This window comes from Candidatus Poribacteria bacterium (genome assembly GCA_026702755.1).
Classification (GTDB): domain Bacteria; phylum Poribacteria; class WGA-4E; order WGA-4E; family WGA-3G; genus WGA-3G.
The window spans coordinates 54,819-75,247 of the sequence record JAPPBX010000096.1 but is presented as its reverse complement, the minus strand read 5'-3'; the positions used below and the strand labels follow the sequence as shown (position 1 = coordinate 75,247).

The following is a 20,429-nucleotide window of genomic DNA, read 5'->3' as shown; positions in this document are numbered from 1 at the left end:
CCTTCAATCCTTTTTCTTTTTCAAGTGGAATATTGTCTCGGAATACGCTGACTCTCGATTCTTTTCGGTTCGATTTAGGACAGGACGCTTGTGCTGATTGACAATGTGCATGCCCGCTATCTCAGCGATAATCGGATACATATTAAACTTATCGTTTGCAACAACAAAGACATCGTAATCGTCAGCCAAAAACCGCTGACAATTCTTGAAAACTCCTGCTATACCCTGAATGTAAGATTCTCTTGCTTCACGTCCCTTTCCTCTAAACAGTGGACCAATTTCCAATTCATCTAACCTTTTGAAACCGAAGAGATCATAGGCATAACCGTGTTGCTCATGATAGTTGATCAGTCCAACATACGGAGGACTTGTAAAAATTCCTTTGATTTTTTGTTTTTGCGCAATCTGCGCGAATTGCATATCTACCTGTTTCAACATCGTGAAGAAGTCAATTGTCCGCGAATCGCCCGTTATGCAGTGTTGAAAAGTATCCGTTTTTAATCTGTTAAATTCAACCCATCGTTGTACACTATCCTTACAGTACCGCTCCCACCAACTGAGAATTGAGAAAAGCGGTTTGCAGACCTTCCCATGTTTTCGGCAATAGTAGGTCGTCGTCACGGGCTTCCGCAATGTCCCTAAATCTGCGTGCGTTGTGGCTCTGCAAGAACGGATAGTCCGACTTAAGATAAGCATTAGAGCTCTTTGTGTTGATACCTCTTTTACTTTGCGAATTTCATTGTGGACAAAATCAATCTCGGCTCTGACCCCTGGAAGGTACCATTGCTTCATAAAGCGAGCGGAATCAGTTGGCATTTGTATGTCAATTTGGTACTCGGCAACAAGTTTACGGTACGTTTCTAAAAAAGCGGCTTCCTTCTCACCTCCATACTGTTTCTGATTTATTTCACCCAATCTGACTTGGCGTTTGAAGGAAATTGGAAAATATTTATTATTAAAATCAACGAGCATTTCCGCAAGTTTAGATTCAAATTCGGCTATCCCAGATGTAGCGACAAAATTTTTGAGGGCTGCCGTGATTTTCTGACTCTCCGCATACAAATGGGTCAAATCATAAGTCGCGACCTTAGCATTGCCGATGAAAGCATTAAACGCCGAGACATCAGCACCAATAGCGTGCATACCGAGTTCGTTTGCTTGGACTAAGGTAGTCCCACTCCCGCAGAACGGATCAAGCACAATATCCCCCGGTTGAAAATAAACACTTTGCTTAAAATTGTCGGTATGTGCATCCAAAAAATATTCAACTAATTGAGGAATAAATTTACCTTTGTATGGATGTAACCGATGAACGTGTTTTGTTGTTTCTGCTTCTTTGATTTTTTCAAAAGACAGCGTCCAGTTCAAATCGTCCCCGAGTTCATCTTTCCATCGTGTTTCTCGACGGTTCAAACTGTAGTAATCTTCAAGGCTTTGCTTAGTAACCAATGTTGATCCGTTGTTAACAACGGAGTCAATTCTCCCATATTGGATTAAATAGGTGATATTTGCGGGTGTAACGTTTTTGTTGAGGTGTGCTGAAGCCCATTGGCTTGCCTGTTTAAGTGTAAGAAGCATCTTTCGTATGTTTCCGTTTAATTGTCAGGACTTACGCAATTTTGCTCATCGCAGACTCTGTGAGAGGAGGACCCTGTAAAAAATGCAGTCGGTTTCAGGGCACAACCTAACAGGTTTGCGGCGTACTCGCCCAGATGCGACGTGCATCATGCTACGAAAGCGTACTCTGCGTAATTCCTAATTGGTTGAGGGTGATTCTACTTTCTGAAGCATCACTTTGCTCTGGTTTTTCAACTTCAAGGCTTCAACGATGTTGCCCATGTTAATCGCAATCTTGAATTGTTTGGTAGAGGTCGAAAACCGTCCCAAGTAGTCCCCGACCGGAACATCCCCATAGTTTTCAACGAATTTTATCTGAATTTTCTGTCCTGTTGCAAACGTCGCTTCAAGCGTGTCACCGAGTTTCCAACCGCGTTCGGTAAATGGGGCAATTTCCAGATCGGTCACGGCATTGCCGTGATCGTCGATTTCCACAATTGTCCCAGTGAGCGATGTCATTTGAGGGATCTCCGGTGCGCTTGTCTTTTGACTGCATCCGATAAGAAGAACTACTGTCATCAGGACACTTGCAAACGCCAACTTCCAACAACGAAAACAGAATTGATAGTAGAATTTTACCACAATACATACCTCCATGAGTCTTTTAGAACTGCCTTAAGTATAGTGGAAATGCAGGTAAATGTCAAGCGAAAGCAGTGAGTGATGTTCAAGCAATTTCGTTTGACACACTATCCGGTTTGTGTTATTCTTTTTTTCCACTATTTCCCGTGTAAAACACACCGGAATAAATTAATACCAGTTGTGATCAGAAGATTGCTCTTATAGTCAGTGTGCCACAATGTAGAAATAGAGGCACTGGAGGTAAATATGTTAAAAAAAATGAATGTTTATAGTCGGTATTTGAAGTTTGATAGTTCCATAAAAATTATTCTCCTATTGTTTGGCATCCTATTGGTTCTTTCGGGTTGCGAAAGAATATCAGCCCCGATGCTACCGGATGACAGTGCCGTAGTTGAAGCGGAGCCGCTTACAGTGATGACTTACAACGTTTACGTCGGAGGTAGCACTGACCGACTTTTAACTGTAGAGAATCTGTTACAGGTGCCCCAAGAAGTCGCTAATATGTATAACAACGTTGTAGCATCAGACTTTCCGGGACGCGCAGCGGCGATCGCTAAGTCTATAAAAGTATATCAACCACATCTCATCGGGTTACAAGAGATTTCACTGATTCGCCGACAGAGCCCGGGAGATAGACTCACAGGTGGAGAGCCTGCTGAAGAAGTACTCTTCGATTTTCTCGAAATTATGATGGAAGCCCTTCAAACGGAAGGTTTAAACTATCAGGTCGCCGCGAAAGTCCAAAATTTTGATATTGAAATGCCAATGGGATCATTTACCGAATATGACGACATCCGTCTAACCGATTTTGATGTAATTCTCGCCCGAAGCGATGTCACTGTCTCGCGCCCTGTGAGCATGAATTATAACAGTAAACTTACGATTGACGATCTCTTCATCGAAGTCTTGCGAGGCTACGTCGCTATAGATGCCACTGTCTCAGGTACGACTTACCGCGTTGTCAATACACATTTGGAGGCAGAGGCATTAGGGAAAGGAAGCCGGGTGGCGCAAGCACAAGAACTCATAAATAACCTTCAAGACGAAACTTTGCCAATCATCCTGTTAGGGGATTTTAATACAGCGGCCCCCGATGGTGCTGCTTACCAAATTTTATTATCGGCGGGATATGTTGATGTTTGGCAGATGGACTCTGAGGGAACCGGCAATACCTGTTGTCAAGCTGATGACCTCTTGAATGCGGAGAGTGCCCATTTTATGCGGATTGATCAGATTTTCGTCCGCAACCTTGAGGCATCTGCTTCTGTCTTAACACACACCGTAGGGGATACACCTTTAGAACAGTTGGCCTCTGGATTGTGGCCCTCCGACCACGCGGGAGTCGTTGCACATCTCGCGTTTGAGTAGTATAAAATCGTTTGACCTTCTAAAAAAGTAAAGCGCGCTACGACGTAGTTTGAAAAACCGTTGCAGCGCGCTTTTAATTTGACACGTTTTAGACTTACTCGTCTCTACTAATCTCAGGTGCCGCCTCAATTATCATATCCTGCGGCATACCATTAAGAATTTGCCGTACCCCGACACTTTTGACTGGATTGCGATTCGCATCAAAATGAGAGATATTTGTAGCACCTTCGTAGTTTGTGATTTTAGTGATTGCATCTCGAATCGCAGCTGGATCATCCGTTGATCCCACTGCCTCGATCGCCATTTTCAAGATTCTCATGGCATCATAGCCTGCTGCTGCAATGCCGTCAACAGAGCCGTATTTCGCCTTATAAGCAGCATTAAAATCTACACCATCCGGATCTAAGTTGGTACAATAGTAACCGTCAACAGGTTCATTATCCTCCAAAGTCGTAGACATCAGCGGATCGTCCCAACCATCGCTACCAATAAAGGTAGATTCAATTCCCATATCCCGTGCCTGTTTCATTATATGTGGGTTCGCTGGTGGAAAACTGGCGAGAAGAAGGACATCAGGGGCTGCAGCCTTAACAGCAGTCAGTTGTTCGGTAAACATCATTGCTCCACTCTCATAGGTTTGCTCGACAACTACGCTCCCACCAAGTTTTTCAAAACTTGCCTTAAATGATTGCACAAAACCCTCAGAATAGACATCCGCGTTCTGCCAAATCATTGCAGCGGTGCTCGCTCCTTGTTGACTTATAACTTTTGCCAAAAGTTCCGCCTGTAACACATTGGAGCCTGCAATGAGAAACATAAAATCGTTTGGGTCAGTCGCGTCTGCCGTCACCTCTGCCCTTGTTGCGCCCAAAAGTACTGGGATATTGATAACCGGTCCAACTTTCACAGCATGACTCGAAAAGAGAGGCCCCAATATCGCAACAACCCCTTCCATTTCAGCTAATTCTGCGGCATCCTGAGCGACGGTGGCGGTCACTTCCTCTTTATAGACGAATTCCACCTGCATACCGAGGACACCACCCGCTGCGTTGATTTCACCTCGAGCGAGTTCAGCCCCTTTACCAAAACTGGTATAATTTGGCTGCGGATGAATCAAACCCACTTTAAGCGTGGGCATTGTGTCGGTATCAGAGGGAGGGATCATCTCGTCAGTCATCCCCATGTCATGTATTCGTTCACACCCTGACAGCAACGCGACTGAGAGTGAAAGGAATACGCATAGCATTAACCTAAAAATTTTCGTGTTCATAAATATCTCCTTTAACCTATAGTTTGGACAATTTCTGTAGAATAGGCTGTTAGCCTGTTCAATTTTCTATTGGCTGGGAAGTCAATAAACATAGGTCTCCTTCCAGCTATCCTATAGTCATTTGATACTATTTGCGTATCAATAGTTTCCGCGTTGCCGTGAAAGTGCCTGCTGTCAAAGTATAAAAATAGACACCGCTGGCAACAGGTTCACCGAGCCTGTTTCTACCATCCCAATACGCCGCACGACTTTTGCTCTGGTATATCCCCGCTGGCTGATGCCCCAGTGCCAACTCTCGAACCACCTGTCCATTGACAGCATAGATCGTCAGCGTCACATCCGTAGCCTCAGACAAGTCATAAGGAATCCACGTCTCCGGGTTGAACGGATTCGGATAGTTTGCGAGAAGTTGCGTGTTGTCAGGAAGTACGGCAATTACAGGGGCTGCAGCAGCTCCTTCTTCCACTTCAAAGCGCGTGATTTCAGTAAAATCATGGTTAATGTTATTCCTTGCTTTGTCCATAACACCTATTCCGATAACCCCCCAAACACCGGGAAAACTGCCTTCCGGCAAGTGGATAAAACTCGTATATTTTCGATAAACAGTTGGGTCCTCTTGAAAATAGATTTCATTTGTCCCGCGATAAGTGTATGGTCCCTGAAAAGAATAACTTCGTTCCCCTCCCAACGGGTCTCTGATAGCGATATGCCCTCTTTCAAACCCACTTATATCATCTTTGACATAATACGCGACTGTGACGAGCGTCTCGCCATTTGGATTTGCTGGATTTACGGGTTCGGCATCAACAGTGATCCTGTTAACATCGAGGGTAGGCGGTGTTGTATCCGGGGTCATCGTTTCTATTGTTACCTTTTGTATCTGCTCATCAATCTTAGGTAACCAAGCACTCTCCTTATTTATATTATCCTCAAAGTAGAGACTTTTTAATTCATATACCCCACCGGGCATATAATGTGGGATGTAAAAAGTTGATCTCAATGTCCAAATATCGCCTTCGTGCCTGACCCGACGCGCACGCACCAGATGTCCACTCCAAGGTTCGGGCTGTAGGTAGTAGTAGTACCCTGGGATAAGATTCTGTCCTTTTTCTGGCTCTATATAAGTAGACCCGGAGAGTGTTATATCCTCTTTCACTTGCCATGTTGCGGTTACGGCGTAGAAATGCTCGTTTCTCTCGGTGTATGCGTCTGAGACGGACAACTTTGCGGAATTCGGCACATATTCGGGTGGGTATAAGTCTTCGTATACGTTATTGATATAGATTTGCAAGCCGAAGCCCCCCGAATTATATCTTGTGAGCCTATTCACATCGTATGTATACACCTGTGTTATTGTGTAATGCCCTTTAGGTTCATGCGATTGAACAGTCCTGTGTCCGCGCAATATATGGCTCTGTTTTGCCCTTACAGGGCGTAATCGGACAGCGAAATAACCGGGACGATCTTGATCCCCATCTAACAATCGAAAGACGACAGACCCACCTGTTGAGTAATCCAAGTCGTTTTCTGTATGGGTTTCTATTTCAACCTCAACGTGTTTAGACCCTTTTCCTTCTGAATCACCTGTCACTGTAACATCAACCCGTATGACTTCTCCGGGGTAGACATAATCGGGATATAAGTTATAGACGACAAAGGTGAGGTCTTCGCGTATCGTAGAAATATAGCGTGTGCCGTGCATAACCCTGTTCTGTATGAATTCATACTTGGCGGGCGATCTTGACCTGAGTTTATCTGGGGTGACGATATAGTAAGCGATACTTTCTGCCATATCTTCATTTGGATTTTCGCCATGTGCGTAGTCGGAGACAAACTCGGTCTGATTCGTTGTCATCCACCTTTCACCGTCATAAAACCACTCGCCGAGTTGAATCCAGTCTGCTTTGAGTTGCCTGTCAAATAGATAATCCCACAAGAAGTGTGCTTTTTCATGGAGAATGATCCGCTGTGTTTCGTGTGTGATCCCATCTATAAAAGCTTCGTCGGTAAACTCTATATAGCCCGCACCCGTATGTGCGCGTGCGGTGTATTTAACAAACGGATCGGGTGCCCGTCTGATCAGATATTTCAATCCTGGCGTTACATGCATGCCGGATGGATATTCTTCAAACATTATCATGATACCAAGGATTTCTTCATAGGTAAATGTGCTAAAATTATGTGCCGGTTCCTCCGTTAAGACTTCATAGTCGGGGACATGCACCGTAACACCATAGTATCTCTGTAGCATGTTGTCTATCGCGCGGTGTTGGATGCCTTCTCCGGGTATGTATGTCGCAAATCTGAGGGCGGCTCGCCACAGTCGCTTGGAAAAATATCGTCCTCGAATGCCATCTATTTTTGCGACAAACGGATGTGCATACGTGAAAGTCTCTGATGCGATTGTTATTGTCCGAAGACTCCCTTGTGCGACTTCCACATCGGGACCCAGATCAATGTCTTCTGCCACATGCGCATCACTCAATACCCAATAACTCGGGTTCCGGTACCAAGGGGGAGAATGACTACCATACCCGTATGTCATATCTTGTAATGCCAGCAGAAGTAGATAGGCTTTATCCGCATCCCATTCAGGCGATAAATAGACGTTGTATCTCCGTAATAGTGTGTAACTCGCGCTGCTTGTTAAGAATGCGTTGATCCCTGTATTTTCGATTTCCACCTCTATCGGTTGGGGAACAAAGACTGTTTCTTGCCCGGAAGGTTCTTCACCGATTTCCCAGTGATATGTCGTCGTTTCCCGTTCTGCAATTGCAGGTGTCCCTAAAAATAGGCTCATTAAGAAAAGCGCGATCGTATAAAGGACTAACATTTGCTGTCTTACCAGAGTTTCACGCATTGAACTGTTCCTTCGTAATTATCAAGTCGGTTATTATAAACGATATGGCAGGGGCTGGGTAACCCAGCCCCTACTTGCGTATCAATAGTTTCCGCGTTGCGGTAAACTCGCCTGCGGTGAGCGTATAGAAATACAGACCACTTGCGACAGGTTCACCCATCATATTTCGACCATCCCAATACGCCGCACGACTGCGGTTATGATACAGACCCGCGGGGTGATGTCCGAGTGATAGTATCCGAACTAAAGCACCTTCCACACTATAGATCGTCAGTGTGACATTTGCGGGTTTCGCGAGTTGATAAGGTAACCAGGTTTCAGGATTGAACGGGTTTGGATAGTTTGCCAAGAGTGCCGTTGTTTTCGGCACCGTCTCTGTGTCTCTAAGTGTCGTTAGGAGATTTTCAAGCACAGCGATTCCTTTTTGAAAACGCGCATCTGTCGGGTTGAGTTGCTTGGCTTGGTCAATCCATCGTTGGAGACTTTCGGTTGCGGATACAGCGGCAGGTGCGGCTGCTACTGCCTCAAGTGCGTCTAAAACTGCATTGATGTCCTCACGGTTGACTTCACCGTCGCCGTTGACATCCCCTGTCAGCGGTGTATCCAACCGACCAAAGTTCTCAGCGACGATCATAAGATCTACTACATCCACGACACCATCAGCGTTGACATCTGTCGCAGGCATAAACGCCGCGTGAAGTGTATAGTCGCCAGTCCTTTGCTCAGAACTTTCGACTTTGATGTAATATGTCCCCGGTTCCACAACCTGTTCTATTCTGAAATTTAAGGCTTCACCCCCGTTTTCATTGGCAGTCGTTGCGAGTGTGGTGCCATCACTATTTTGCAATGTGCCTATCGTATCAAGGGTACCTGTCGTTGTCGTCCAAAGTGTGAGTTGCCCCCGCACCTCTATTGGGATACTGAAGTAATCCACATCATTGCCGGGGTCTATCTGTGCTGTGAGGGAGCCACCCAGAAGCAGTGCTGTCGCGTCAACCTGTGTATTACTATGGTCAGCGGATGTGATATTCCACAACAACACCGTCCCATCATCACTCCCACTGGCTATTGTTTTGCCACCCGGAGAAAACGCGACACTATTGATAGCAGCGATATGCCCCTTAAGGGTGCCCTTTCCTATCAGCGTCTCGACATCCCACAAACGCACTGTGCCGTCATGACTCCCACTGGCTAATGTGCGTCCATCCGGACTGAAAGAAACACTATTGATAGCCGCGGTATGCCCCTGAAGTCTGCCGATTTCCGTCCGTGTCCCCACATCCCACAAACGCACTGTGCGGTCATGACTCCCACTGGCGATTGTTTTGCCATCCGGACTGAACGACACATCATTGAGCCACCCGGTATGCCCGCGAAGTATAGCGATCTCTGTCTGTGTCTCGACATTCCACAAACGCACTGTGCCGTCAATACTCCCTGCAGTTGCGAGGGTGCGTCCATCCGGACTAAACGATACACTTTTGACCACCCCAATATGTTCCCAAAGTATGCCTATTTTCGTATCCGTCTCCACATCCCACAACCACACAATTTCAATACTTTGATGCCCTCCAATTGCGAGCGTGTGTCCATCTGGACTGAAAACAGCAAAATTTACCCAGTGACCCGGTATCTCAAGCTTGCCTATTTCTGTGTGCGTCGCAGCATCCCGCAAACATATTACCTGCTGCCCACACATACTGACGATTGTTTTTCCACCCGGACTGAACGAGACACGTGTGAGACCGAAACTGCGATCACCCCAACGACTAAGTGTGTTTATTTCCGTCAGCGTCGCAACATTCCACATACGAATAAAGTGGTTGTAGTAGTTAGGGTAATCACCGTCACTTGCTGCGATTGTTTTTCCATCCGGACTGAACGCGACACTTAAGACAGCATCGGTATGTCCGTTAAGTATGGTGTATATATTTTCTGCTTGCGCAGCAACAACCCACAAGACATCCCATATAATATGATCGAAGACGCGATGTTCAAAGAAGTTATATCTGTTTGTTCTTGTCAGCGTATCCACATCCCCGAATTTCACCCTGTAGCCCGACCACATAGTCATCTGTGCAATTGTCTGACCGTCCGGACTGAACGATACCCTTGAGAACGAGTTGGAACTCCCCGCAAGCACACCTATTTCTGTCCGTGTCTCGACATCCCATATACGCACAGGGCTGTCATACCCCCAGTTGTTGTAAATCGTACGCACGTTGTTGTTAATATTGTTATGACTCCCACTTGCGATAGTTTTGCCATCCGGACTGAAAGAGACACTACTGACAGGCCAGATATGCCCTTCAAGAAGTCCTATTTCTGTCTGTGTCTCTACATCCCACAAACGCACGGTGCCGTCATAACTCCCACTTACAATTGTTTTGCCATCCCGGCTGAAAGAGACACTACTGACATATTCGGTATGCCCTTCAAGAAGTCCTATTTCTGTTCGCGTCGTAACATCCCATAAACGCACAATCTCGTCCTGACCACCAGTTGCGATAGTTTTGCCATCCGGGCTGAAAGATACACTCTCTACCGTCCCTGTATATCCTTCAAGTGTGTGTATTTGCGTCTGTGTATCCACATCCCATAAACGCAGAGTTTGATCATCATCCCGACTTGCGAGGCTGCGTCCATCCGGACTGAAAAATAGACTATTTGGTCCCCCGGTATGCCCCTCAAGTGTGCCGATTTCTGTCTGTGTATCCACATCCCATAAACGCAAGGTGTTGTCCTGACCGCCACTTGCGATTGTTTTTCCATCCGGACTGAACGCTATACGCTCTACCGACCCGATATGCCCAGTGAGCAGGGCAAGTGCTTCGCGTGTCTGTACATCATAAATCCATATACCGATCTGACTCGCCACAGCAAGCAACGCCCCATCTGATGAGCACGTTATATCATTTATCCCGCCTTTACCGAGCCGCGCTTTAGCACCTTCGGGGAGATTCCATTGCGTGTAGGGTTCATTTTCAGCAGTTGTGTCAAATACATATAGAAACGTTGACAACATCAACAACATCAGACTGAAAAACACTTTGAGTTTCATAACAATAACCTGAGTTGCCACCTTGTAGCATGATGCACGTCGCATCTGGGCGAGTACGCCGCAAACCTGTTAGGTTGTGCCTCTTCGCACCGAAAATAACACAGGACACTCCGAATTTTTCGCAAAAATGAATGCTGCTTGCTGAAAAACAGTATCCGTGGGTCCAAAATCATATAGGTAGCAAGTTGGGTGAACAATACCTTATTATAGTAAAACCTACGATAAATTGGGCACTCTTAAACAGTCTGAATGCCTCTAACGGGCATTCAGACTGGCACAAACTAAAAGTTTATGCTACGAATATGTTGTTTTATTTTTGGGATTCACTATAAATTCTTAAACTCTATGTAACCTCGCCTATTTTGCGTACTATAGTAGGGACTCATAAAAAAATGCGTAAGTCCTAACTTAATTCCGCGCTTCAGGGGTAACGGTCAACTTCATTCGTTTCCCGTCTCGTAGAACAACAACTTCAACAGGTTCCCCAATTTTCACAGCGTCAAGTGCATAAGTATAATCATAGATGTTGGTAATCTCCTGTCCACCAAACTGGACGATGATATCGCCGCCCTTTAAACCCGCTTTATCGGCGGGACCCCCTGCGCGAACGCCGGAGAGTTTGACACCGGTGCCTTCGGTTGTATAATCTGGGATCGTGCCAAGATATGCACGGAGCGTATCACGACTCCCTTCCTCTGATTGATTTCGCTCCACTCGGACGTACTCGGGACGTTCAGTGGCACCGACTAAATCTAAAACGATGCCGTGTGCTAAATCCGAAATCCGCTCTATGCCGTCATAGTTAAGCGTCTCTGGATCGTCCGTTGGACGATTATAGTCTTCATGTCCACCCGTGAAAAAACTGAGCACCGGTACCTCCTTTGGATAGAAGGCGGTTACGTCTGTTGGCAGATAAGGGTCCTCTTGTAGGGTCAGATTAAAGCCGATGGGAACATTCCGTTTTTCAATCAATTTCGTCCACACAGAAGATGAACCAACCCCTTGTAAGATAAGTTTGTTGTCACGGAGTCGTCCTACCATATCAAAGTTGACGTACGCCGCCACTTTGTCTAAAGGAATAACGGGTTGATTAACAAAATGGGTAGAACCGATGAGTCCGAGTTCCTCACCCGACCAGAGTGCGAAGATGACCCCTCTGCGGAACTTTTCTGGGTGTTTCTGGAACGCCTCACTGAGTGTCGTCGCCAATTCCAGTACAACAGCGGTGCCGGAAGCGTTATCATCTGCTCCATTGTGAATCTGTCCTTCTTCACCTTTCCGTGCGAGGGAACCGATTTCACCGTAACCGATATGATCGTAGTGCGCCCCGACAATAATATATTCAGTATCGTCTGTTAGTTCGGATGGAGGCAGAAGGGCAACCACGTTCTGATCGGTTTTCTTAACTTTTTCAACCGAGACAACAATTTTGACTTTGACATCGGGTAACGGAAATTGTCCGAGAAAGTGTGGATTTTCCACGTCAAGCCCGGATTGAACATCTTTTAGGTCTTTACCTGATGGCGCAAAAAGCGCATTCGCCACAGTATCGCTTATTGAGGCGGCAACAATCCCTGAATCCGCGAGGCTACTGTCGAAATCAAGCGGGATCAACTTCCCTGCATTTGGAGAGTTCGGACCGGCAACGACGAGAAATGCTTTAGCCCCTTGCTCCCGTGCCTGCATCGCCTTGTAGCGGAGTCCCGCATATCGATTCAGCTGTTGACGGCGTTCCGGTTCAACCTCTTCAGGAACATAGCGGAGTGCAACAACGATTTTATCCTTTACATCCAAGCCAGCATAGGCATTGTAGCCTTCGCCTAACTCACCAGGCACAAATAATCCGTATCCGACAAATACGACTTCACCTTCAACAACACCGTTACGAGAGAAGGAAAGCGGCTGAAAGTCTCGTTCCACACTGAATTCCATCACTTGCTCGGAGCCGTGTACTTGACCTGTGATCTGAAAGTGATTTTCTCCATCTATAAGCCGTCTTCCCGCTGTGAATTCAAATTCTTGAAAGTAATCCGATTTATCGCCGATCGGCTTGAGATTAAGTTGTGCGAATTGAGTGGCAATATGCGCTGCTGCCTGCTCTGCCCCTTTGGAACCGGTCATCCTGCCTTCCAGCGCGTCGTCAGCCAGAAATTCGATGTGTTGTCGGATGCTCATTTTGGTTTTATTGGAAGATTCGGAGTCAGCAACCGTTCGCACAGGATGCGCGGGTGAATTCTGGCTTTTCGGTGCATCCAACACTGCCTCTAAAGCGGCTTGGTGATCCCAGTTTGCGATATAGAGTTGCGAAACCTCTTGGCTGTTTCGATGCGAGGTCCAGCATAGCTGGTTACCGTCAGGTGAGAAGACAGGAAGCCCATCAAATCCGTCGGTTGTGGTAACCCGAACCGGTTCGTGTCTGCCCCTCCCATCAACGAGATACAACTCAAAGTTAGAGAATCCGAGTTTGTTGGAAGCAAAGATAACGTAAGCACCACTCGGATGGAAGTAAGGTGCCCAGGACATACTCTTGAAATCGGTCAGTCGCCTCACATTTGAACCGTCTATCCGCATCGTATAGATGTCCGCTTGACTGCCATCAGCTGTGAAGTGCCGCCAGACGATGTGCTGTCCATCAGGGGTAAAGAAGGGACCACCATCGTATCCGGGTGAATCCGTCAAGCGTATCTGATTAGAACCGTCGGCATTCATGATATAAATTTCACCGAAATAGGCAGGATCTACCTCCAGCTGCTTTAGTTCTTTCGGAGAGAGTTGATTTTTAGGGTATGCATCTCGAAGCGAACAGAAGACGATCAGTTTACCATCAGGTGAATATGAGGCTTCAGCATCATAACCTGGGGCATCTGTCAGTTGTGTGAGATTGCTGCCATCTCGATTTGCTGAGAAGATGTCCATCGCTTCATCGTAATCCCAACTATAGCGTCTTTCCTCCCCCGATGCCCGGAATTTCAGTTCCTCTTCCTGTTTCGCCTTCGCGAAAGCATCGTGATGTGTTGACGCGTAAAGCACTTCATCGGTCCCTGGACGAAAGAATGCACAAGTTGTCTTACCAACACCCGGAGAGACGCGATGTGTATCACCCGTCAGCAGGTCTAAAAGATAGATCTGATAAAATGGGTTGTCCGATTCACGTTCACTTTGGAAGATAAGGGCGTTACCATCTTCGGAGAAATAACCTTCACCAGCACGTTTTCCATCATAAGTGAGTTGTCGAATATTGCTGAGAAATTGGGATTCTTCAGCAGAATCTACCTCTGTTTCGTTTGACATCGCGTGCTGTGCCACGACTCCGCTCCACAGAGAAATGGCAAAGAATATCACGCAGAAAAAACCGATCCGTTTGATGCAATGCATCTCGAATCCTCCTACCTCCGGCATAATTTACTATAAAAACTTGTACGATTTTGGTCGCTCTGTATACTACAAATACTCAGCTGCCTTCTGTTTGAGAAACGCGAGCCCATCTATCGCAAGACTCTCAGCACTCGGTGCGATGTCGCGCCAGATGCACGTCGCAGCCGCGATTTCCTTTACAGCCGGTGTAAATGATTCAATCACGAGCCATCTGTCGTAGTTCACTTTCGCAAGTGCCCCGAACACACCGTCCCAATCTACAAGTCCTGTCCCCGGTGTCCCACGATCGTTTTCACAGCAGTGAACGTGATGCAAGAAATCGCCAGTCGCAATAATAGCATCCGCTTGATTTTTTTCTTCAATGTTCATGTGGAACGTATCCAGATGCACCTTGAAGTATGGATTATCCACCGCTTCACAAAGTTTAACAGCATCTGCAGCGATGTTAACAAAATAGGTTTCAAACCGGTTGAGCGGTTCACTCGCGAGCGTGACACCGTGCTTGCCGCCGAATTCTGCGACCTCTTGTATACCTTCGACGCACCATTCCCATTCCTGTTCGTTTCTGGCGCGTCCAACGAGTTTACCAACAGCACTATACATCGGTCCGACGAGTGTATCGGCACCCAATTCAGCAACAATTTCACAACAACGTTTGAGATAGGTTTTTCCGTTCTCGCGAATAGCAGGATCCTCGTCAATTGGATTTCTGTCCCCTGCCATGATATTACATCCGATGGGTTCTAAACCTGTATCCTTCAGTAATGCTTGGGTATAAGGGATGTCCACTGTATCTGGATCGAAGATAGGGATTTCGACACCATCAAAACCCATTTCAGCAACTTTAGGAATCAGGTCTGCAGTCTCTCTGTCAAACTTATCTGCCCAGAGTAATAAATTTACACCAAACTTTGGCATTGTGTGTTGTTCTCCTTAAAAATAGCGTGTAATATTTTTTTAGTTTAGCACAAATTGCAAAGCGTTTTCAAGTTTTTTCGGATAGCTTTCCAGAGACATTCTGTTATTGGGTATTCGCCAGCAACAGTTCGCTAAAGAGTCCTGCCGAGGTCTAATAGTCAAGGTTCGGTAGGAGTAATTTTGCAAAAGCGAGGTTGAAAACCACACTTATGGCTGAGGTGGGAGAGCATACATACTCCGCCGGACTTTCACAATCTCACCAGCATCAACGAGACGCTTGAGTTCATTTTTTATGGAACCTGGATGTCCTTCAATAGCTTCAATGAGTTTTGCTGTCTTTTTCTCTCCACTGGAGAGAAGCGAGAAAATCTGCTCGCGGAAGGGAATACGTTGGAGTTTCCCGCCCCTAAGTTTCATTAACACACGATTTGCTTGGCTTTTGGAGATTCCCAAAACATGTTCTATCTCCTCCCTGCTGGATTCCGCAGTGAGGTTGTCCCGTTCAATTTCAAAATGCTCGCGAGCCGCTATTGTCTCAGCGAGTTTATCTAACCCACCAGCGATCTCAAAATCTTCCCAGTCGAAAAGCAATGTTTCAGGTCTATCAGTGATGTTGGGCAAGGGCGAACTCGTGAGTAATACCACTGTCTTGTTTGGGAAGCGGTTCAACCCCGCTCGGCCTACAATCTGTGTAAGTAAACCGGTGGTATTCCGTTCATAAATGCTCTGGACACGTTCGTCTTTATAGATACCAGATTCCACTACCCGATCATAACAGAGGGGTTTTTCGTCATTTCCAAACAAAATCTGCGCCCGTTTCCAAATAATACCCGGGGTCCAATACGGTGCGCCGACTATCCAAATGACTTCTGCTGTTTCAAAAGGAGAGTCGTCTGACTCTTCTATCTTTTTGAAACCTGTCACAAAACAGACATTCTCCTTTGCTGCGATGTTCTGCAAATGTCGCGTTACCGGTGCGGAGGTGATGATTGCATGCTTAACGCTCGGATCCTTCTCAATTTCCGATTGGATACCGAGAAAAAAGCGCCGCCCCGTTTCAGACATACCGAGAACATCCCAATCGGTGTCGTAGTTTAAGACCGCTTCTCGTGGATAGATACCTGTGCGAATCTGAAAGACCCGATTTCCCGGGAGCCAGGCTGTCGGTTTGATATGGGAGACCTCAATTTCCTCATCTGGAAACGCCCTACGGAGATCGCGCTCAGAAAGCGTTGAGGACATGAACAGAAGACGTTTGACACTCGGATGCAATACTGGTGGCACCCAGAATTTCATGTTATATCCAGTCCACGACATTGGAGCATCGGCATCCCATGTGTAATATGCAAAAAAACGTTTGAGCTGATGCCAAAACGTCCAGTTCGCATTCTTATACACTGTCGGCAGTGCCCGAATACTCTCCACGCTTGACACGTCCAAGATCCCCAATTCGATCGCTTGTGTCATCGACATTGGGATTTTTATGTCTTCGTTTAGTTCAGAGGTATCAAGTTCAAAAACAGGTAGCCCTTTTGCCATAAGTTTATCAGCAGCGGCAGCGTCCAAAGGAACGTAAGCAGAGGCTCCGTCTTTAAACTCAATAGTAAAACGTGCCAATGCTTTTCCGGATTCATCATCAACAAAGTCGCGCGTCACCACTTTACCGGGTATATTGACTTGACACATCTGTTCGACGAGTGTTTCTTCTTGTCCTTCAAATGCGTGCATCGCTGCGCGGACCCGCCCGACAGCATTATCATTAAATCCGGTTTTGATTTCCAACGCGTTTAGCAAGGCATTTGCAAAGTTACCCAAGGCATTTCCTTGCCAGTTCACACGCCACGCTTCCAAGGTGCTCTTTGATATATCGCACGGTAAAAACATCGTATACGCTTCCGCTTCATCAATGATACAAAGTCGCTCTGTGTCGTCCACTTGCTCAAGTATTTCTTCTACCATTTCTGAATGTTGTGGATCCAAAAATAGCCTAGCCGGGCTGGATATCTGTACCTTGGCATCTTTTAATGTGGTGAATTGCGATAAATAGCCGCGCTCCTGACACTCCGCATAGACTGGGCACTGCGGACAGATACTTTCACTTGGATTCCCACCCCTATTCTCAAGCGCGGCACATCGCTCAGGATCCTCACAAACACTGCCGCGTTGAAAAGGGTTCGCCATCCGCACCTCAATGGGTACCTCCTTCACCTGCTCCCATAAGTATCTTCGAGTTTTCCTGCGGGCAACCGATGGCAAGTCCCGTTTTTGAAAGCGTTGTTCCACCTTGTTAGCTAAAAGAGATTTCGCGGTTAGACTGATTGCCCCACCGTTGAGGACATAGGATTCTGCTGTGTAACTTTTTCCTGATCCTGCTTCGGCAATAAGTCCAAGAATACGTGCATCCCGATTGAAAACATGTCTCATCTGAACAGCACTCTCTTCAAGTGTCGCGTAAACCTTGTCTTCGCGTTCCTGCTTGTGCAGCACCGGAGATGGACGCTTTAGTGCCAACGGACTCAGTTTTCCTTCCCGTACAGGGAGCACCTTATCCGGCACAGGTAATCCAGCATCCGATATTGATGGAAGAATACCAGTATCGTCCCAGACATCTGTTATGCGTGTTGCTTCTATTGGTAGTCCAGCATCAGACATAGATGCGCGGATCCACACAGTCCCCTCTTGCTCCCATAACGATAGGTGTTCATCGTTTATTTTGCCATCGGGTAGTGTCCAGTGGTAAATACTGTCTTTTTGTTGGACGTAAGAAAACCCGCGCTTCAGAAGTGCTTCCTTCGCGAGATTTAGGTTATATGAACCAAAAGATGGCGGGGCACTGGTGGTTTGCAAAACAAGGTTCAGTTTTTCTTGTTGAGGTGGTGCAGGTTCGTGAAGTGCAGCACGAAGTATATCAATGGGGGCAAAGAGTACTTCCTTGGAAATAATAGGTGGATCTACAAGATTTCCATGCAGGATCTCGTAGCGTGCGTCCCAGCGACTGTAACTTTCGTCACCAAAAATTTCAAGATACACATCACGATAGAATGGATTTTCTGCTGTCGGTGCATGTTTATAGATATACTGCTTCGCTTCATCAGTATTCGGATGGAGATAATTTTGCACTCTGCAAGAAAAACGCAACCCACCGGACTTTGACAATGTTAATAGTGGGTTCGCAACAGCATTGACGAGTGCCTCCACGCAGGCTAATACAGCGTCGGGTGCGGCACAGATTGCTTCATATTTAAAATCAATATCGTGCCACTGCGCACCATCGCGTTCGGAAGGAGCACCGGTATATACCTGAATTCCCCACGATCTGTGCCATTGTCCGGCTTCCCAATCTTCTATGCCTTGGCGTTTTAAAAACCGTTTACCTCCAAAATTCCGCGGACCGTGGTCGTGTTGAGGGGCAAATCCTATCGGCATGAAGGAGATGTCTGCCTGTTCAAGTTCATAGAGTCTTACGGGATATCTCCACGCGCAATAGACCCTGAAATGATAAGGAAGACTCTTGTACAAGGCAGGTGTTACAATTGTCTTCCGCTGCCGAAGCGGATTTCTGTGTCGTTGATGACAACGCTGAATGGCATCTTTTAAAAAATCCATAATTTATTTAGTCAACTGTGGTACCTAATTGCTGCGTAGCACCTTTTGTGGTCGGATGGGGTGGCTCTTGGCGAGATGCGTTATTAGCCTTCAGTATACTTGGGTAAACCTTCTAACTTTCTATCTATTTAAACGGCTTAGTGTGGTAACAACAAGTACAGAAAATAAACCCAAGATGACAGTAATTCTATTTGTCAAAATGGGACTTAAATTACAGCATATCACGAATTCATTTTTTTCTCAAGTTTTTAGGATAATATGAGTTCAACTTAAGCACGTAGACTGGATTGAACGGGAACTTACCGAAAGTCGCACAGAAAAAATGGCTTTCAAGGTTCATTGAGAAACTTGTACTTGGGTTTTTATTATCGAACTCTTGTTAAAATAAATATTTCGGTGCCAACACCGTCAACGAGACACCGCGGGCAATCAGAAGGAGTGTGTAGGCACCCCATAATCCGTGATTGCCAAAGGGTATCAGTAGATAAACAGCACTTAAAAAGAGCATCGTTGAGACAATCACAGAATTTCGTAATGCCTTAGAAGCAGTCGCTCCAAGAAAGATACCATCCCAAATGTAGGCGGCAACATTGATAACAGGTGCTATGATTATCCAAATTAGATACGGTTTTGCTTGTTCAATGAGCGACATCTGATTGGTAAAAAGATGCAGCAAATGCTCCCCAAACAGCACGAAAATTAACATGAGTACTCCGCCAAACAGAAATGCCCAGAGGAAGATTTGACGCGTCGTCCGTTTCAGATTCTCTATATCCTGTGCCCCTTTGTACTTACCGATAAGACTCTCGGCAGCAAAAGCGAGTCCGTCAATCGCATAAGATAAGAGGTTGATAAACTGGAGTAAGATCGTGTTAATCGCGAGGAGAGTATCACTCAAAGCCGCAGATTTCGCTGTGAAAACGGCGTGGCTAAACACAAGACAGCAGGTCCTGATGAAAATGTCCGCACTAATGTTAAGGAATCGCTTGAGTTTAGAAAATGCCAAGATTTCCCAGAAATCCCATGCTGGCAAAATACCGCGATAGTATCTTGAAAAGAGTAGAATTGCTACAAATAATCCAACATATTGTGCAATAACAGTCGCCAAAGCGATCCCCGCCACCTTCATATCGAGTAACCACACAAACACCAGGTTCAGGACGATGTTAACGACGTTCACCACAATCGTCAATAGCATCGGATAGCGGGCATTCTGTAACCCCAAAAAGACACCGTGAAAGGCGTGTAGGCATAACGTCGCTGGGGCCGCATAGATACGGATATGGAAATAGATGCGTGCGAGATGTTCCACGTCAGGACTCGTATCAATGAGGAGGAAACTGAGATCAATCAGCTGCCACTGGAAAATAAGGAGTAATAGACTTGACGTGATGCCGAGGCATATCGCTCTTAGCAGCAAGCGTCCGCATTCTCGGAGGTCCTTTTCTCCGAAGGCTTGCGCTGTCAGTCCTGTCGTTGCCATTCTGAGAAATCCAAACCCCCAATAGATAAAACTGAAGATAATACCACCAATACCGACTGCACCGAGGTAGTCTTCGGATTCCAGCCGCCCCATCAAGGCGGTATCCACAGCACCTAAAAGTGGAATGGAGAAGTTACTAATGATGTTGGGAAGGGCAAGTTGATAAACCTGCTTATTGATATCTTTTGGGTTGCTCATAGAGATTTCCGTTCCATTTCTGTCGCATAACTTAACACGGGTTACGATGAAAAGCAAGCGATATTTCCGCTACGGGCAGACGCATTCGGTT

General features: G+C 46.3%; 10 protein-coding genes. 1 reads left to right on the top strand and 9 read right to left on the bottom strand.

Features of this window, described 5'->3' with window-relative positions:
* Positions 1-3: 3 nt before the first annotated feature.
* Positions 4-1,578 (bottom strand): DNA methyltransferase, encoded by a 1,575-nt coding sequence (locus tag OXH39_19235; protein ID MCY3552595.1) that lies wholly within the window; start codon positions 1,576-1,578, stop codon positions 4-6.
* Between the two features lie 177 nt (positions 1,579-1,755).
* A complete protein-coding gene (locus tag OXH39_19230; GenBank protein ID MCY3552594.1) occupies positions 1,756-2,076 on the bottom strand; it encodes an SAM-dependent chlorinase/fluorinase in 321 nt (106 codons plus the stop codon).
* Positions 2,077-2,445: 369 nt separating this feature from the next.
* Between OXH39_19230 and OXH39_19225 the strand changes: the two genes are divergently transcribed.
* A complete protein-coding gene (locus OXH39_19225) occupies positions 2,446-3,567 on the top strand; it encodes an endonuclease/exonuclease/phosphatase family protein (protein MCY3552593.1) in 1,122 nt (373 codons plus the stop codon).
* A gap of 94 nt (positions 3,568-3,661) precedes the next feature.
* Here the strand turns inward: OXH39_19225 and OXH39_19220 are convergent, their stop codons facing one another.
* The 7 genes from OXH39_19220 to OXH39_19190 form a co-directional block, all read right to left on the bottom strand.
* Positions 3,662-4,837: an ABC transporter substrate-binding protein gene (locus tag OXH39_19220; protein MCY3552592.1), complete on the bottom strand. Its 1,176-nt coding sequence runs from the start codon at positions 4,835-4,837 to the stop codon at positions 3,662-3,664.
* A 127-nt stretch (positions 4,838-4,964) separates the two neighbouring features.
* Positions 4,965-7,697 (bottom strand): T9SS type A sorting domain-containing protein, encoded by a 2,733-nt coding sequence (locus OXH39_19215; protein MCY3552591.1) that lies wholly within the window; start codon positions 7,695-7,697, stop codon positions 4,965-4,967.
* Positions 7,698-7,767: 70 nt separating this feature from the next.
* On the bottom strand, positions 7,768-10,758 hold the full coding sequence (locus OXH39_19210) for a T9SS type A sorting domain-containing protein (GenBank protein ID MCY3552590.1): 2,991 nt from the start codon (positions 10,756-10,758) through the stop codon (positions 7,768-7,770).
* Between the two features lie 408 nt (positions 10,759-11,166).
* Positions 11,167-14,133, bottom strand: a complete 2,967-nt coding sequence (locus OXH39_19205; GenBank protein ID MCY3552589.1) for a M28 family peptidase — start codon at positions 14,131-14,133, stop codon at positions 11,167-11,169.
* 66 nt (positions 14,134-14,199) lie between these two features.
* The gene (locus tag OXH39_19200) at positions 14,200-15,051 is read right to left on the bottom strand and encodes a sugar phosphate isomerase/epimerase (protein ID MCY3552588.1); all 852 of its coding nucleotides are present in this window, start codon (positions 15,049-15,051) and stop codon (positions 14,200-14,202) included.
* Positions 15,052-15,258: 207 nt separating this feature from the next.
* Positions 15,259-18,657, bottom strand: coding sequence for a hypothetical protein (locus OXH39_19195; protein ID MCY3552587.1), 3,399 nt, complete (start codon positions 18,655-18,657; stop codon positions 15,259-15,261).
* A 379-nt stretch (positions 18,658-19,036) separates the two neighbouring features.
* Positions 19,037-20,338, bottom strand: coding sequence for an MATE family efflux transporter (locus tag OXH39_19190; GenBank protein MCY3552586.1), 1,302 nt, complete (start codon positions 20,336-20,338; stop codon positions 19,037-19,039).
* Positions 20,339-20,429 lie beyond the last annotated feature (91 nt).

Coding starts and splice junctions, on each gene's coding strand:
- OXH39_19235 (MCY3552595.1), bottom strand. CDS start 1,578: ATGCTTCTTACACTTAAACAGGCAAGCCAATGGGCTTCAGCACACCTC.
- OXH39_19230 (MCY3552594.1), bottom strand. CDS start 2,076: ATGACATCGCTCACTGGGACAATTGTGGAAATCGACGATCACGGCAAT.
- OXH39_19225 (MCY3552593.1), top strand. CDS start 2,446: ATGTTAAAAAAAATGAATGTTTATAGTCGGTATTTGAAGTTTGATAGT.
- OXH39_19220 (MCY3552592.1), bottom strand. CDS start 4,837: ATGAACACGAAAATTTTTAGGTTAATGCTATGCGTATTCCTTTCACTC.
- OXH39_19215 (MCY3552591.1), bottom strand. CDS start 7,697: ATGCGTGAAACTCTGGTAAGACAGCAAATGTTAGTCCTTTATACGATC.
- OXH39_19210 (MCY3552590.1), bottom strand. CDS start 10,758: ATGAAACTCAAAGTGTTTTTCAGTCTGATGTTGTTGATGTTGTCAACG.
- OXH39_19205 (MCY3552589.1), bottom strand. CDS start 14,133: ATGCATTGCATCAAACGGATCGGTTTTTTCTGCGTGATATTCTTTGCC.
- OXH39_19200 (MCY3552588.1), bottom strand. CDS start 15,051: ATGCCAAAGTTTGGTGTAAATTTATTACTCTGGGCAGATAAGTTTGAC.
- OXH39_19195 (MCY3552587.1), bottom strand. CDS start 18,657: ATGGATTTTTTAAAAGATGCCATTCAGCGTTGTCATCAACGACACAGA.
- OXH39_19190 (MCY3552586.1), bottom strand. CDS start 20,338: ATGAGCAACCCAAAAGATATCAATAAGCAGGTTTATCAACTTGCCCTT.